Origin of the sequence: Streptomyces sp. NPDC101165 (assembly GCF_044768135.1) — a bacterium.
Classification (GTDB): domain Bacteria; phylum Actinomycetota; class Actinomycetes; order Streptomycetales; family Streptomycetaceae; genus Streptomyces.
Genome location: NZ_JBIWPG010000008.1, coordinates 380,859 through 394,881, shown reverse-complemented (window position 1 = coordinate 394,881; position 14,023 = coordinate 380,859). Strand labels below are relative to the sequence as shown.

General features: G+C 72.1%; 16 protein-coding genes and 1 riboswitch. Of the genes, 8 read left to right on the top strand and 8 right to left on the bottom strand.

Translation table 11 applies throughout. The features are described from left to right. Window positions 1-16: 16 nt before the first annotated feature. The gene (locus ACIRVH_RS19895) at window positions 17-1,531 is read left to right on the top strand and encodes a phytoene desaturase family protein (RefSeq protein ID WP_403954835.1); all 1,515 of its coding nucleotides are present in this window, start codon (window positions 17-19) and stop codon (window positions 1,529-1,531) included. A gap of 13 nt (window positions 1,532-1,544) precedes the next feature. Here the strand turns inward: ACIRVH_RS19895 and ACIRVH_RS19890 are convergent, their stop codons facing one another. From ACIRVH_RS19890 to ACIRVH_RS19865, 6 genes are all read right to left on the bottom strand, one after another. Continuing rightward, on the bottom strand, window positions 1,545-2,474 hold the full coding sequence (locus ACIRVH_RS19890; RefSeq protein WP_403954832.1) for a hypothetical protein: 930 nt from the start codon (window positions 2,472-2,474) through the stop codon (window positions 1,545-1,547). 56 nt (window positions 2,475-2,530) lie between these two features. Then, window positions 2,531-3,454 (bottom strand): methylenetetrahydrofolate reductase [NAD(P)H], encoded by a 924-nt coding sequence (gene metF, locus ACIRVH_RS19885; RefSeq protein ID WP_403954829.1) that lies wholly within the window; start codon window positions 3,452-3,454, stop codon window positions 2,531-2,533. A gap of 126 nt (window positions 3,455-3,580) precedes the next feature. Then, complete coding sequence (gene thiE, locus ACIRVH_RS19880; RefSeq protein ID WP_403954825.1) at window positions 3,581-4,228, bottom strand: thiamine phosphate synthase; 648 nt, start codon at window positions 4,226-4,228, stop codon at window positions 3,581-3,583. Window positions 4,229-4,317: 89 nt separating this feature from the next. Next, on the bottom strand, window positions 4,318-4,683 hold the full coding sequence (locus ACIRVH_RS19875) for an Rv2175c family DNA-binding protein (RefSeq protein ID WP_094220178.1): 366 nt from the start codon (window positions 4,681-4,683) through the stop codon (window positions 4,318-4,320). A gap of 65 nt (window positions 4,684-4,748) precedes the next feature. Next, window positions 4,749-5,981 carry an NAD(P)/FAD-dependent oxidoreductase gene (locus tag ACIRVH_RS19870; RefSeq protein ID WP_403954822.1) on the bottom strand — a complete coding sequence of 411 codons (1,233 nt, stop codon included), beginning with the start codon at window positions 5,979-5,981 and terminating at the stop codon, window positions 4,749-4,751. 32 nt (window positions 5,982-6,013) lie between these two features. After that, window positions 6,014-6,364 carry a hypothetical protein gene (locus tag ACIRVH_RS19865; RefSeq protein ID WP_403954819.1) on the bottom strand — a complete coding sequence of 117 codons (351 nt, stop codon included), beginning with the start codon at window positions 6,362-6,364 and terminating at the stop codon, window positions 6,014-6,016. A gap of 53 nt (window positions 6,365-6,417) precedes the next feature. Next, window positions 6,418-6,529: riboswitch (TPP riboswitch) on the top strand. On the opposite strand from ACIRVH_RS19865, the gene thiO reads away from it, so the two are divergent. The 6 genes from thiO to ACIRVH_RS19835 all read left to right on the top strand — a co-directional run bounded on the left by thiO (window position 6,527) and on the right by ACIRVH_RS19835 (window position 12,270). After that, window positions 6,527-7,687 (top strand): glycine oxidase ThiO, encoded by a 1,161-nt coding sequence (thiO, locus tag ACIRVH_RS19860; protein ID WP_403954816.1) that lies wholly within the window; start codon window positions 6,527-6,529, stop codon window positions 7,685-7,687. (Overlaps the previous riboswitch by 3 nt.) Next, window positions 7,684-7,896 carry a sulfur carrier protein ThiS gene (gene thiS / locus ACIRVH_RS19855; RefSeq protein WP_403954814.1) on the top strand — a complete coding sequence of 71 codons (213 nt, stop codon included), beginning with the start codon at window positions 7,684-7,686 and terminating at the stop codon, window positions 7,894-7,896. Before thiO ends, thiS begins: the two co-directional genes overlap by 4 nt. 3 nt (window positions 7,897-7,899) lie before the next feature. Further along, a complete protein-coding gene (locus tag ACIRVH_RS19850) occupies window positions 7,900-8,694 on the top strand; it encodes a thiazole synthase (protein WP_403954811.1) in 795 nt (264 codons plus the stop codon). 105 nt (window positions 8,695-8,799) lie between these two features. Next, window positions 8,800-10,731, top strand: a complete 1,932-nt coding sequence (pknB, locus tag ACIRVH_RS19845; protein ID WP_403954809.1) for a Stk1 family PASTA domain-containing Ser/Thr kinase — start codon at window positions 8,800-8,802, stop codon at window positions 10,729-10,731. 34 nt (window positions 10,732-10,765) lie between these two features. Next, complete coding sequence (locus tag ACIRVH_RS19840) at window positions 10,766-11,671, top strand: deoxyribonuclease IV (protein WP_403954806.1); 906 nt, start codon at window positions 10,766-10,768, stop codon at window positions 11,669-11,671. 74 nt (window positions 11,672-11,745) lie between these two features. After that, a complete protein-coding gene (locus ACIRVH_RS19835; protein WP_403954955.1) occupies window positions 11,746-12,270 on the top strand; it encodes a DUF4396 domain-containing protein in 525 nt (174 codons plus the stop codon). Between the two features lie 18 nt (window positions 12,271-12,288). Here ACIRVH_RS19835 and ACIRVH_RS19830 read toward each other — a convergent pair whose 3' ends face one another. Then, entirely contained in the window at window positions 12,289-12,921 is a 633-nt protein-coding gene (locus ACIRVH_RS19830) for a sulfite oxidase-like oxidoreductase (RefSeq protein WP_403954804.1), read from the bottom strand. Window positions 12,922-13,097: 176 nt separating this feature from the next. Here ACIRVH_RS19830 and bfr point away from each other — a divergent pair, with 176 nt between their 5' ends. Continuing rightward, a complete protein-coding gene (gene bfr / locus ACIRVH_RS19825; protein WP_403954802.1) occupies window positions 13,098-13,577 on the top strand; it encodes a bacterioferritin in 480 nt (159 codons plus the stop codon). On the opposite strand, the gene ACIRVH_RS19820 is transcribed toward bfr, so the two are convergent. After that, the gene (locus tag ACIRVH_RS19820) at window positions 13,574-13,816 is read right to left on the bottom strand and encodes a bacterioferritin-associated ferredoxin (protein WP_403954800.1); all 243 of its coding nucleotides are present in this window, start codon (window positions 13,814-13,816) and stop codon (window positions 13,574-13,576) included. The genes bfr and ACIRVH_RS19820 overlap by 4 nt on opposite strands. Window positions 13,817-14,023 lie beyond the last annotated feature (207 nt).

Here is a 14,023-nt window from a genome sequence, read left to right as displayed (position 1 = left end):
CGATAAAGTCGCAGGCATGGCACGGATTGCGGTGATCGGCGCCGGGATGGGCGCGATGGCGGCCGCTGCCCGGCTGGCCGTCGCGGGCCACCGGGTGGCGGTGTACGAGCGTACGGACACGTACGGCGGCGCGGTGCGCCGCTTCGAGCGGGACGGGTTCGCCTTCGACACCGGCCCCGGGCTGCTGACGCTCCCGGCCGTGTACCGCGATCTGTTCGTCAAGACCGGCAAGGAGCCGCTGGAGGACGTCGTCGAGCTGGTCCAGGTCGACCCGGCCGCGCGGCACGTCTTCGCCGACGGCACACAGGTGTCCCTGCCGAACGCCTCGCGCGCGGGTGTCGTCGCGGCTCTGGACGAGGCGCTGGGCGCGGGGGCCGGGCAGCGCTGGGGCGACTTCCTGGTGCGGGCCCGTGAGGCCTGGGACCGCACGCGCCGGCCGCTCCTGGAGGAGCCCCTGTGGCCCAACTGGCAGGTGCTGGCCGAGCAGGAGCCCTATCCGGCCGTCCCGCACAAGCGGCTGCTGCGCACACGCCGGGCGGGCACACCGGCCGAGATCGGGGCCTGGGAGCTGCGCGACGAGCGCCTGGCGGCCCTCCTGGAGAGTCACGTCCTCGGCTACGGCCTCGATCCCCGGACCGCTCCGGCGAGCGCGGCCGTGCTGCCGTACATGGAGCACGCCTTCGGCACCTGGTACGTGCGCGGGGGCATCCGGGAGTTGGCGCGCGCCGTGTACGAGCGGTGCCTGCAGCGGAGAGTCGAGTTCGGCTTCGGCGCCGAGGTGACCGGGATCCTGGAGAAGGACGGACGGGCGGCGGGGGTGGAGCTGGCCGACGGTTCGGTGGCCGAGGCGGACCATGTGGTGGCGGGCGTGGACCCGCTGCGGCTGCGGGCCCTGACGGAGCATGCGCTCGACGCGGACGGGGACGTGCGGGCCGACGATCCGGTCCTGCCCCGGCCCGCACGGTTCACGGCCCTGCTGGCCCTGCGGGGCGAGCGCGAACCCGGAGCCGTCCACCGCACGGTCGTCCACGCACCGGACGCCGAGACCGAGCTGGACTTCCTGGCCTCGCCCGGCGGCGACCGGCCGGTGTGTCCCACGGTGACCGTGCTGCGCCCGGACGACCCCGCGCTCAGACCGGACGACGCGCACGAGTCCGTGGTGGTGTCCGCCGTGGTGTCGGCCGAGGCCGCCTGGGAGGACGAGGGCACGGTCCGGCGCTACACGGACTTCGTGCTCGAAGCCGCCGAGCGCGCGGTGCCCGGGCTGCGGGAGCGCCTGCTGTGGCACGAGGTGCGCACACCCGTGCACCTGGAGGAGGAGACGGGCGCCCGGTTCGGGGCCGTGCCCGCTCCCGCACTCGCCGCCGGCCGGGGCCGTTTCCTGTACCCGGCGAACACCACGCGTCTGCCCGGGCTGTACCGAGTGGGCGGCTGGTCGCACCCCGGCGGCGGTCTCCCGCACGCCGGCATGTCGGGTGCGCTGGTGGCCGGGCTGATCGTGGAGGGTCCGGAGTTCCGCGGCTCGCAGTGAGCCGCGGCAGGCCTCAGAAGCGGTACTGCTCGTCGTACCCGGAGCCGGGCTGGGGCTGCTGCCCGTGGCCCTGGTACGGGTACGGCTGCTCCTGCGGGAGTTCGCCGCCGTAGGTCTCGTCGTTGCGCTGCTGCGGGACCCAGACTCCGCTGGCCGGGGTCTCGCCGTAGCCGCCCGTGGCGTACGGGTCCTGGCCGTAGCCCTGCTGGCCGTACTGCTGCTGGTCGTAACCGGTGCCGTACGAGGTGCCGCCGTAGGACTGGGCGCCGATGTACGGGTCGGAGTAGTTGGCGTAGCCCTGCTGCTGGCCGGCGGTGTCGTAGCCGTAGCCCTGCTGGGCGTAGCCCGAGTAGTCGTAGGCGTAGTTCTGCTCGGCAGCCTGGGGCTGGGCGGCGCCCGCCGCGTAGGCGGTGTCGCCGTAGACGCCGTAGGAGCCCGTGTCGTCCGGCATGGGCTGGGGCTCGTAGACGGTGGTGGTCTCGGCGGCCGTGGGGTCGGTCGAGCGGCCCGGGGTGAAGACGTCGTCGCGGTCGTAGTCGTCGTCGCCGTAGGCCAGCTGGTCACGGCGGTAGTCGGCGTCCCGGTCGTCGCCCTCGGCGGCCTCCAGATCGGAGACCTCGAGGCTCGGGTCGTGGCGGTCCGCCCTGCCGCGGCGGCGCTTGCTGCTCCCGCCCTCGGCCTCGGCCTCGGGACGCTTGACCGCCCAGCCGGCGGCGAAGCCGCGGCGGAAGGACAGCGTGACGTAGGTCTGGCCGAGCGCGAAGGCGATCGCACCCACACCGATCACGATGACGGACGGCATGAGCACGCCGACCACGACACCGAGGAAGCCGACGAAGGCGAGCAGCCGCCAGCGCAGCCGTGCCTTGTACTGAAGCAGCACCTCGCCGAGCAACCACAGTGCGACGATGCCGAACGCGATGTAGAGGACCGTCCAGCCCATGTACGCCCCTCTCCCAGTGACCGCTACGCAGTGTGTCGTATCGCGGTGCGGCCGGTCTAGGCCTGCGGGGGGTGGTGCAGGCCCAGGTTCTCGTAGATTTCCAGGGTCGCCGTGGAGTTGTTCAGGGTGATGAAGTGCAGTCCGGGCACTCCCTCGTCCAGCAGCCTGGCACAGAACTCCGTGGCGAACTCGATACCGATGGAGCGTACCGCCGCCGGATCGTCCTTCGCTGTGAGGATCCGCTCTTTCAGGGCGTCCGGGAACTGCGCGGTGCTGAGCCTGGGCAGCCGCTCCAGCATCTTCACGCTGGTGACCGGCAGGACCTCGGGGATGACCGGGGTGTCGCAGCCCGCCGCTTCGACCCGGTCGCGCAGCCGCAGGTACGACTCCGGCTGGAAGAACATCTGCGTGATGGCGTAGTCGGCGCCCGCACGGCACTTGTCGACGAAGTGCGCGACATCGGTGTCCCAGTCGGCGGACCGCGGGTGCATCTCCGGGAACGCGGCGACGCCCACGCAGAAGTCGCCCGACTCCTTGATGAGCCGGACGAGTTCGGCCGCGTACGTCAGGCCGCTCGGGTGCGCGACCCAGTCGCCCATGGGGTCGCCGGGCGGGTCGCCGCGGACGGCGAGCATGTTGCGGATGCCGGCGTCGGCGTACTGGCCGATGATGTTGCGCAGCTCGGCGATGGAGTGGTCGACCGCGGTGAGGTGGGCGACCGGGGTGAGCGTCGTGTCCACGACGATCTGCTGGGTCTCCTTGACCGTCGTCGTGCGCGTGGAGCCGCCGGCGCCGTAGGTGACCGAGACGAAGTCCGGGGCCACCGCCTCGACCCTCCGCAGCGCGTTCCACAGGTTCCGCTCGCCCTTGGGGGTCTTCGGCGCATAGAACTCGAACGAGTACGTCTTCTTGCCGGTGGCGAGGATGTCACGCACGGTGCGTGCACGATCAGTCCTGGTGGATGCGGTTCCGAGGGCCATACCGGCAGGTTAGCCAGGGGTGGGCGGTCCCCCAACCGGGCACCGGAAATTTGCCCGAATTGCCGGATTCCTGTCCACTCCTTGGACAAAAACGTGGACAGAGCGTGGACAGACCCGGGTCCGGACCTATGCCTGGCGCAGTCGCTTCGCGAACTCCGCCGCGGCCGCTCCGGGGTCGTCGGCCTCGGTGATCGCGCGGACCACGACCACCCGGCGGGCCCCCGCGTCCAGCACCTCGTCCAGGTTGCCGAGGTCGATGCCGCCGATCGCGAACCAGGGGCGGTCGGTGCCCAGGGCGGCGGTGTACCGGACCAGGTCGAGGCCCGGGGCGTACCGGCCGGGCTTGGTGGGGGTGGGCCAGCACGGGCCGGTGCAGAAGTAGTCCACGCCCTCCTGGACGGCGGCCGCGGCGGCCTCGGACTCGGCGTGCGTGGAGCGGCCGATCAGGACGTCGTCGCCGAGGATCGCGCGGGCCGCGGGGACCGGAAGGTCGCCCTGGCCGAGGTGGAGCACGTCGGCGGAGGCGGCGTGGGCGACGTCGGCCCGGTCGTTGACCGCGAGCAGCTTGCCGTGGCGGGCGCAGGCGTCGGCGAGGACCGCCAGGTGCTCCAGTTCCTCGGCGGCCTCCATGCCCTTGTCGCGCAACTGCACGATGTCGACACCGCCGGCCAGGACCGCGTCCAGGAACTCGGCGAGGTCGCCCTGCCTGCGGCGGGCGTCCGTGCAGAGGTAGAGGCGGGCCTCGGCGAGGCCGCTGCGGGCGGTGTCGGACATGCGTGGGTCCCCCGTCGTCGGTGTCCATGGGCGGGCGAGCGGGTGGCGTACGGGCCGGAGCCCCTACGCCACCCGTGGTGCGGGTCGGTTCAGACGGCGAGCGCCTGGGCGCGGCGCTTCACCTCCGTGCCGCGATTCTCGCTCAGGGCCTGCGCGGGGGTGCCGGGCAGGGTCGGGTCGGGGGTGAAGAGCCACTCGATCATCTCTTCATCGGTGAAGCCGTCGTCCCGCAGGAGCGTCAGGGTCCCGGACAGGCCCTTGACGACCTTGTCCCCGTCGATGAAGGCGGCGGGGACGTGCAGCGCCCGGTTCTCACCTCGGCGTACGGCGATGAGCTGGCCCTCCTTGACCAGCTGCCGCACACGTGTCACCTCGACGTCGAGCATCTCGGCGATGTCGGGGAGGGTGAGCCAGGCGGGGACGAGAGCATCGATCTTTGCGTCAATCTCGGTCACGGGAACAAGCCTGCCATCCCCCACCGACAGTCGGAAGTCAGGCCGGTCCACCTGGGAGGACGTGCCTAGTCGGCGGTGGCGTCCTTCAGGGGCCGCGCCGGGTCGGTCAGCGCCTCGGGATCCATGCGCCGGCCCGCCTCGATCAGTCGGCGGCCCTGGGCCAGATCACGCGGTCGGCCCACGGCCAGCAGGGCCACCAGCCGGTCCTCGCGCAGCCAGCAGACGGTCCAGGCCGGGCCCGCCGGGTCGCCGCGCCACACCATGCGGTCGGCCGCGGGGTGGTGGCCGGCGTACTGGACGAAGCGGCCGAACTGCTCGGACCAGAAGTACGGCACCGGGTCGTAGACCGCGGGGGTCTCGCCCAGGACGTTCGCTGCGACCGTGCGCGGGCCCTGCAGGGCGTTGTCCCAGTGGTGGACCAGCAGCCGGGTGCCGTACCGGGCCGAGGGGAAGGAGGCACAGTCGCCGACCGCGTACACGTCCTCGACGGAGGTGCGCAGGTGGGCGTCGGCCACGACCTCGCCGTGCGCGCCCAGCTCGATGCCGGAGCCGGCCAGCCAGGCGGTGGCGGGGCGCGCGCCGATGCCGACCACGACGGCGTCCGCGGGCAGCCGCGTGCCGTCGGTGAGCACCACCGCGCCCGGCTCGACGCGCTCCACGCGCGCGTGGGTGCGCAGCTCGGTGCCGCTGTCGGCGTACCAGGCGGCCATCGGGGCGGCCACCTCGGGCGGGAGCGCGCCCGCGAGCGGCCGGTCGGCGGCCTCGACGACGGTCACCGCGCAGCCCGCCTCGCGGGCCGCCGTGGCGAACTCGGCGCCGATCCAGCCGGCGCCGACGACCACGATGGCGTGCTGCCGGGCGAGCACCGGCCGCAGCCGCTCGGCGTCGTCGAGGGTGCGCAGCAGGTGCACACCGGGCACGCCCTCGGTGCCCGGCAGCGTGATCGGTTCGGCGCCGGTGGCGAGGACCAGCACGTCGTACGGGACGGGCCCGGCCTCGGTGTCCAGCTCGTGGTCGCCGGGGCGCACGCCCAGCACCTCGCAGCCGAGCCGCAGTTCGACGCCGAGCGACTCGAAGTCGACGTCGAAGGCGGAGCCCTCGGCCTTGCCGAGCAGCACGGCCTTGGACAGCGGCGGCCGGTCGTACGGCTGGTGGGGCTCCGCGCCGATCAGCGTGACGGTGCCCGTGAAGCCGTGCTCGCGCAGGGCGACCGCGGTCTGCACCCCGGCCATACCCGCGCCCGCGACGACCACGCGCCGCCCCTGTGACGTGCCCTGCTGTGGTGTCTGCTCGCTCACCCGATCACCATAGACAATTGACAATTCGTCAGTCAGCGGGCGTGCTCGGTGACCTGTTCCACAACGCTGGTCCCGGCGCCCTGCCGGGACTCCCACTCCCAGGTCTCCTCCAGCCGCACCCGCCCGCCCGGCAGCTCCACGACGGTGGACACGCAGTGCCCCGAGGAGGTCGTCCCGTCGTGCCCCAGCTGCACGTACCGGAAGTCCAGCCGGTCGCCCCGCCGGGTGCCGACCAAGTGGCCGCGCACGACGTCGCCACCCGTGTACTCCGCCCAGATCTCGCCGTCCTTCTCGTGGTACGCGAACCGGGTGCGGGTACCCACCTGACCTGGGGCCTGGTCCGCCACGGGGGCCAGGATCAGTCCGTCGAGCGAGCGGGCCATGGACCGGGGCTCCCTTACGAGTGACGAGCGCTGCGGGCTAGGGTGGCCACCGTACAAGCACTCGCGGGAGCCCGGACGCACCGGGCTGAGAGGGAGGCTGGCGGCCTCCGACCGTACGAACCTGATCCGGGTCATGCCGGCGAAGGGAGGGGCTGGACGCCCATGTCGTCACGTACGTCCGACGTCCTCGTCATCGGGGGCGGAATCATCGGCCTGGTCACGGCCTGGCGGGCCGCGCAGCGCGGGCTCGTCACGGCCGTGGTGGACCCCGAGCCCGGCGGCGGCGCCGCGCGGGTCGCGGCGGGGATGCTGGCCGCGGTCACCGAACTGCACTACGGCGAGGAGACACTGCTCGCCCTGAACCTGGAGTCCGCCCGCCGCTACCCGGACTTCGCGGCCGAGCTGACCGAGCTGACCGGCCACGACCTCGGCTACCGCCGCTGCGGCACGCTCGCCGTCGCGCTCGACGCCGACGACCGCGCCCACCTGCGCGAACTGCACACGCTCCAGCAGCGTTCCGGCCTGGAGTCGGAGTGGCTGTCCGGGCGGGAGTGCCGGCGTCTGGAGCCGATGCTCGCGCCCGGGGTGCGCGGCGGGCTGCGGGTCGACGGCGACCACCAGATCGACCCGAGGCGGCTGGCCTCCGCCCTGCTGACCGCGTGCGAGCGGGCCGGAGTGGTCTTCCACCGGTCCTGGGCCGAGCGGCTCGACGTCGCACGGGACCGGGCCACCGGGGTCACCACGGAGGACGGCACCGCGCTGAGCGCGGACCAGGTCGTCCTCGCCGGCGGCAGCCTGAGCGGACGGCTCGCGGGCGTCCCGGACGACGTACTGCCCCCCGTGCGACCGGTGAAGGGCCAGGTGCTGCGGCTGACCGTGCCGCGCCGGTACGCCCCCTTCCTGAACCGCACCGTGCGGGCGATGGTGCGCGGCAGCCATGTCTACCTGGTGCCCCGGGAGAACGGCGAGCTGGTCGTCGGCGCCACCAGCGAGGAGCTGGGCTGGGACACGACCGTCACCGCCGGGGGCGTGTACGAGCTGCTGCGCGACGCCCATGAGCTGGTGCCGGGGATCACCGAGCTGCCCCTCACCGAGACCCGGGCGGGGCTGCGTCCCGGTTCCCCGGACAACGCGCCGCTGCTCGGCCCGTCCGGGCTCGACGGGCTGCTGCTGGCCACCGGGCACTACCGCAACGGGGTACTGCTCACGCCGGTCACCGGGGACGTGATGGCGGAGCTGCTGGTCGGCGGTGAGCTGCCCGAGGAGGCTCGTCCGTTCACGCCGAAGCGCTTCGGCGCCGCACTCATGGAGCAGCCCGCATGAACCTCTCCGTCACCATCTCCGTGAACGGGGCGCGCCACGAGGTCGCCCCGGGCACCGCGCTGGACGCCCTCGTGAAGACCCTCACCGTGGCGCCCTCCGGGGTGGCCGCCGCCGTCAACGAAACCGTCGTCCCGCGCGCGCAGTGGCCGACCACGGCCCTCGCCGAGGGCGACCGTGTCGAAGTCCTCACCGCCGTCCAAGGAGGCTGACCCATGGCCGACGATCCCTTCGTCCTCGGCGGTGTGCCCCTCGGCTCCCGGCTGATCATGGGCACCGGCGGCGCACCGAGCCTGGACGTGCTGGAGCGGGCGCTGGTCGCCTCCGGCACGGAGCTGACCACGGTGGCCATGCGGCGGGTCGACCCCTCGGTGCACGGCTCGGTGCTGTCGGTGCTGGAGAAGCTGGGCATCAAGGTGCTGCCGAACACGGCGGGCTGTTTCACCGCCGGGGAGGCCGTGCTGACCGCCCGGCTGGCCCGGGAGGCGCTGGGCACCGACCTGATCAAGCTGGAGGTCATCGCCGACGAGCGGACGCTGCTGCCGGACCCGGTGGAGCTGCTGGAGGCGGCGGAGACGCTGGTCGACGACGGGTTCACGGTGCTGCCGTACACCAATGACGACCCCGTGCTCGCGCGGAAGCTGGAGGACGTGGGCTGTGCGGCGGTGATGCCGCTGGGCTCGCCGATCGGCTCCGGGCTCGGGATCCGCAACCCGCACAACTTCCAGCTGATCGTGGAGCACGCGCGCGTGCCGGTGATCCTGGACGCGGGGGCCGGTACGGCATCGGACGTGGCGCTGGCGATGGAGCTGGGGTGCGCGGGTGTGATGCTCGCCTCGGCCGTCACCCGGGCGCAGGAGCCGGAGACGATGGCCTCCGCCATGAAGCACGCGGTGGAGGCGGGGCGGCTGGCCCGGCTGGCCGGGCGGATCCCGCGCAGGCACTTCGCGGAGGCCTCCTCCCCGGCCGAGGGCCGCGCGCACCTGGATCCGGAGCGCCCCGCTTTCTGAGGCAGGCCCTGGCCGGGTGCCGCGAGGGTCACAGCTCTGCTGCAGTCCGTCCCCGGAACGGCCGAGCGCGCGGGACTGTCGGTCACCCCTCGTACACTCGCCTGCGTGGATACGACCCTTCAGGACCCCCTCGTCGGGCAGGTGCTCGACGGACGCTATCGCGTCGATGCGCGGATCGCGGTCGGTGGGATGGCCACGGTCTACCGGGCCCTGGACACCCGCCTGGACCGCGTTCTCGCGCTCAAGGTGATGCACCCGACCCTGGCGGCCGACGGGTCGTTCGTGGAGCGGTTCATCCGGGAGGCCAAGTCGGTCGCCCGGCTGGCCCACCCCAATGTGGTGCAGGTCTTCGACCAGGGGACCGACGGGTCGTACGTGTACCTGGCGATGGAGTACGTCGCCGGGTGCACCCTGCGGGACGTGCTGCGCGAGCGGGGCGCGCTGCAGCCGCGGGCCGCGCTGGACATCCTGGAGCCCGTGCTGGCCGCGCTCGGCGCCGCGCACCGGGCCGGGTTCGTGCACCGGGACATGAAGCCCGAGAACGTGTTGATAGGGGACGACGGCCGGGTCAAGGTCGCCGACTTCGGGCTCGTGCGGTCCGTGGACACCGTGACCAGCACGACGGGTGCCGTGCTCGGGACCGTGTCGTACCTCGCGCCCGAGCAGATAGAACAGGGCACCGCCGATCCGCGCGTCGACGTGTACGCGTGCGGTGTCGTCCTCTACGAGATGCTGACCGGCGGCCGGCCGCACTCCGGGGACTCCCCCGCGCAGGTGTTGTACAAGCACATCCACGAGGACGTGCCGCAGCCCTCGGCGCTGGTGCCGGGGCTGCCGCACGAGCTGGACGAGCTGGTGGCCTCGGCCACCGCGCGCACCCCGGACGTCCGGCCGCAGGACGCGGCGGCGCTGCTCGGCCAGGTGCTGCGGGCGCGGGCCGGTCTGAGCGCCGAGCAGCTGGACGCGCGGCCGCCGCAGGCGCTGTCCGCGGAGCACGACAACGCCGAGGACCGTACGAGCGTGATCCCGCGGTCGCTGACCGTGCCCCGGCTGCTGCCCGTCAACGAGGACGAGGACCCGGCGGCGGCCGTCCAGCACACCAGCCGGCTGGACAGCCCGCCCGTCTCGCCCCGGCGGCGGCCCGGGCGGCCCCGCCGCGGGCTCATCACGCTCGTCGCCGCGGTCCTGCTGGTCTTCGGCGTCGGTGCCGGCGTCTGGTACATCAACTCGGGGCAGTTCACCAAGGTCCCGCAGCTGCTGGCCAAGACCGAGGCGCAGGCCAAGGCCAAGCTGAAGGCGGCCGGGCTGGACGTCAAGGGGGTCAGGCGCGAGTACAGCGAGACGGTCGAGCGCGGCTCGGTCATCGGCACCGACCCGGCCGCCGGGGCCCGTATCCGCAGCAACGACTCCGTGACGCTCGTCGTCTCCCGGGGCCCCGAGATCGTGAAGGTGCCGGACCTGAACGGCGTCCCGCTGGGCAAGGCGCAGTCCGAGCTGAAGGCGGCCGGGCTCGAGCCGGGCATGGTCAACCGGGCGTTCAGCGACAGCGTCCCCAGGGGCGCGGTGATCAGCACCGACCCGGAGGCGGGCATCAAGCGGCACGCGGGCTCGGCGATCGCGCTCCTGGTCAGCAAGGGCAACCCGGTCGACGTGCCGGACGTCACCGGTGACGACCTGGACGACGCCAAGCGGGAGCTGGAGGACGCCGGTCTGAAGGTGATCGTCTCCACCGAGCAGGTCTACTCCGAGTACGACAAGGGTCAGGTGGCCCAGCAGGACCCGGAAGCCGGCGGCAAGCAGGCCGCCGAGGGCGACACGGTGACGCTGAAGCTGTCCAAGGGCCCGGAGATGATCGAGGTGCCGGACGTCGTCGGGGACAGCGTGAACGATGCGACGAAGGCGCTGGAGAACGCCGGCTTCCAGGTCGAGAAGGACCGGGGCCTGCTCGGACTCTTCGGCGACACCGTGAGCAAGCAGTCGGTGGACGGCGGCGAGAGGGCGCCCAAGGGGTCGACGATCACGATCACCATCCGGTGACCGGGGGCGGCGCGCCGCGTGACACCCTGAACGGGTGAGCATCGAGCCGTCCCGCCCCCTCTCCGGCAGCCCCGGAACCAGTCCCTCCCGCAACCCCGTCGGCGGTCATGTCCCCGTGGCCGGGGGTCTGCACTCCGTAGGGCTGTCGTACGCCCGTGACCTCAGGGCCGAGACCGTGCAGGTCTTCGTCGCCAACCCGCGCGGGTGGGCCACACCGGCCGGGAACCCCCGGCAGGACGAGGCGTTCCGCCAGGCGTGCGCCGAGGAGTCGATCCCGGCGTACGTGCACGCCCCTTACCTGATCAACTTCGGCTCGCACACCGAGGCGACCGCGGAGAAGTCGGTGGAGTCGCTGCGGCACTCGCTGCGGCGCGGGCGGGAGATCGGTGCGCTCGGCGTCGTCGTGCACACCGGCAGCGCGACCGGCGGGCGCGAGCGGGCGGTGGCGCTGCGGCAGGTGCGCGAGCACCTGCTGCCGCTGCTGGACGAGCTGACGCACGACGACGATCCGTTCCTCCTGCTGGAGTCGACCGCCGGACAGGGCGCCTCGCTGTGCTCGCGGACCTGGGACTTCGGGCCGTACTTCGAGGCACTGGACGCCCATCCGAAGCTGGGCGTGTGTCTGGACACCTGCCACATCTTCGCCGCCGGGCACGACCTGACCGGGCCGACCGGCATGCACCGGACCCTGGACCTGCTGGTCGACACCGTCGGCGAGGGGCGGCTGAAGCTGATCCACGCCAACGACTCCAAGGACGTGGTCGGCGCACACAAGGACCGCCACGAGAACATCGGCTCCGGCCACATCGGTGAGGACCCGTTCCGGGCGCTGATGACCCACCCGGCGACCGAGGGCGTGCCGCTGATCATCGAGACACCCGGCGGCAAGGAGGGGCACGCGGCGGATGTGGAGCGCCTGAAGAAACTGCGCGACGGATAACCCCTTGGGAATACCCCTGGGGGGTATACGGTTCTTGCTCGGTGCAGGAACCGTTACCTGACATGGGGGTCGTCATGCAGCACGAGGCGCACGCAGCACAGCAGCAGCACGAGGCACACGCGCACCACCGGCACGAAGCGCACACGCACCACCACGCGTCCGCCGCCACCTGGTCCGTGGCCGCCCGGGCCACCCTGCACTGCCTCACCGGCTGCGCCCTCGGCGAGGTGCTGGGCATGGTCGTCGGTACGGCGTTCGGGTGGGGGAACCTGCCGACCATGGTGCTGGCGATCGTGCTGGCCTTCTTCTTCGGCTACTCGCTCACGCTGCGCGGAGTACTGCGCGCCGGTGTCGACTTCCGTACGGCCCTGCGGGTGGCGCTGGCCGCGGACACCCTGTCCATCGTGGTGATGGAGCTGATCGACAACGGGGTGATCCTGGTCTGGCCGTCCGCGATGGACGCGACGCTGGGCGACGCGCTGTTCTGGATCTCGCTGGTGATCTCGCTCGTGATCGCCTTCGTGGTGACCACGCCGGTCAACAAGTGGACGATCGGCCGCGGCAAGGGCCACGCGGTGGTGCACCAGTACCACCACTGACCGGCGCGCCAGGAGAAGTCAGAGCTCGGGGCCGTCCCCGGGCTCTTCCTGGTAGGAGTAGCGCTGCTCCTTCCAGGGGTCGCCGACGTTGTGGTAGCCGCGCTCCTCCCAGAAGCCGCGGCGGTCGGCGGTCATGTACTCCACGCCCCGCACCCACTTGGGGCCCTTCCAGGCGTACAGGTGGGGGACGATCAGGCGGACCGGGAAGCCGTGCTCGGCGGTGAGGAGCTCGCCGTCCTTGTGGGTGGCGAAGATCGTGCGGTCGGAGGCGAAGTCCGCCAGGCGCAGGTTCGAGCTGAATCCGTACTCCGCCCAGACCATCACATGGGTGACGTCCGGCGCCGGCGGGGCGAGGTCGAGGATCGCGCCGGCCGGGATGCCGCCCCACTCGGCGCCGACCATGCTGAACTTCGTCACGCAGTGCAGATCGGCGACCACGGTGGTGTACGGCAGGGCCGTGAACTCCTCGTGGTTCCAGGTGTGCTTGTCACCGTCGGCGGTGGTGCCGAAGACCCGGAACTCCCAGCGCTCGGGCCGGAACTTCGGCACGGGCCCGTAGTGCGTGACCGGCCAGCCACGCTGGAGTCGCTGCCCCGGCGGAAGCTCGGACCCTGCCGTTGCTCCAGATTCGCGCCCCACCGGATGACCCATGTCTCCATCCTGACAGACCTCGGGCAGTGCCCTTGACCACCGTTCCGCAAATCGGACAACTGACATCAAGTCGGCGCGTACTTACTAAGTACGCACTTACTGGACGATCTTCCCCACCGATGCAATCATGCGGCCGCATACGCCACCCGTCCCACCGTGCGGAAGGAGCCGCTGCAATGCAGGGCGACCCCGAGGTCATCGAGTTCCTCAACGAGCAGCTCACCGGCGAGCTGACCGCGATCAACCAGTACTTCCTGCACGCGAAGATGCAGGACAACTTCGGCTGGACGAAGCTCGCCAAGTACACGCGGCACGAGTCGTTCGACGAGATGAAGCACGCCGAGGTGCTGACCGACCGGATCCTGTTCCTGGAGGGGCTGCCCAACTACCAGCGGCTGTTCCATGTGCGGGTGGGCCAGACCGTCAAGGAGATGTTCGAGGCCGACCGGCAGATCGAGGTGGAGGCGATCGACCGGCTCAAGCGGGGCATCAAGATGATGCGCGAGAAGGGCGACATCACGTCGGCGAACATCTTCGAGGACATCCTCGCCGACGAGGAGCACCACATCGACTACCTCGACACCCAGCTGGAGCTGCTGGAGAAGCTCGGGGAGGCGCTGTACATCGCCCAGCTGATCGAGCAGCCGGAGAGCTAGGCGGCCTCGTCCAGACCGGCGGGGCCGGACAGCTCCGCCAGGACCGACTGGCCCTGGTCGGCCAGGTCACGGCGCGGGCAGGAGCCGCGGCCGAGGATCGCCTGGATGCGCCGCACGCACGAGCCGCAGTCCGTGCCCGCCTTGGAGGCGGAGGCGATCTGCCGGGGGGTGCAGGCGCCGTCCTCCGCGTGCTTCTTGACCTGGTCCTCGGTGATGCCGAAGCAACTGCAGACGTACACGCGGATTCACCTCCCGACGGGATTGATAAGTTTCGCCGTCCCGCTTGATCGGTGAGGCTTACCTAACCTTACCCGCCACGCCGGACCCGCAAAAGTGCAGTGGGGGGGGGGGGCGGGGGGGGGGGGGCCCCCCCCCCCCGCGCCCCCCTTAGTGCATAAAGGGGGGGGGGCACAAAGGGCCCCCGGCCCCCCCCCGGCCGGGCCGGG

Bases quoted from the DNA above. Each gene is read 5' to 3' on its own strand.
- ACIRVH_RS19835 (WP_403954955.1), top strand. From the start codon at position 11,746: ATGCAGCACGAGGCGCACGCAGCACAGCAGCAGCACGAGGCACACGCG.
- ACIRVH_RS19830 (WP_403954804.1), bottom strand. From the start codon at position 12,921: ATGGGTCATCCGGTGGGGCGCGAATCTGGAGCAACGGCAGGGTCCGAG.
- ACIRVH_RS19895 (WP_403954835.1), top strand. From the start codon at position 17: ATGGCACGGATTGCGGTGATCGGCGCCGGGATGGGCGCGATGGCGGCC.
- thiO (WP_403954816.1), top strand. From the start codon at position 6,527: ATGTCGTCACGTACGTCCGACGTCCTCGTCATCGGGGGCGGAATCATC.
- ACIRVH_RS19850 (WP_403954811.1), top strand. From the start codon at position 7,900: ATGGCCGACGATCCCTTCGTCCTCGGCGGTGTGCCCCTCGGCTCCCGG.
- thiE (WP_403954825.1), bottom strand. From the start codon at position 4,228: ATGTCCGACACCGCCCGCAGCGGCCTCGCCGAGGCCCGCCTCTACCTC.
- ACIRVH_RS19865 (WP_403954819.1), bottom strand. From the start codon at position 6,364: ATGGCCCGCTCGCTCGACGGACTGATCCTGGCCCCCGTGGCGGACCAG.
- ACIRVH_RS19890 (WP_403954832.1), bottom strand. From the start codon at position 2,474: ATGGGCTGGACGGTCCTCTACATCGCGTTCGGCATCGTCGCACTGTGG.
- metF (WP_403954829.1), bottom strand. From the start codon at position 3,454: ATGGCCCTCGGAACCGCATCCACCAGGACTGATCGTGCACGCACCGTG.
- bfr (WP_403954802.1), top strand. From the start codon at position 13,098: ATGCAGGGCGACCCCGAGGTCATCGAGTTCCTCAACGAGCAGCTCACC.
- thiS (WP_403954814.1), top strand. From the start codon at position 7,684: ATGAACCTCTCCGTCACCATCTCCGTGAACGGGGCGCGCCACGAGGTC.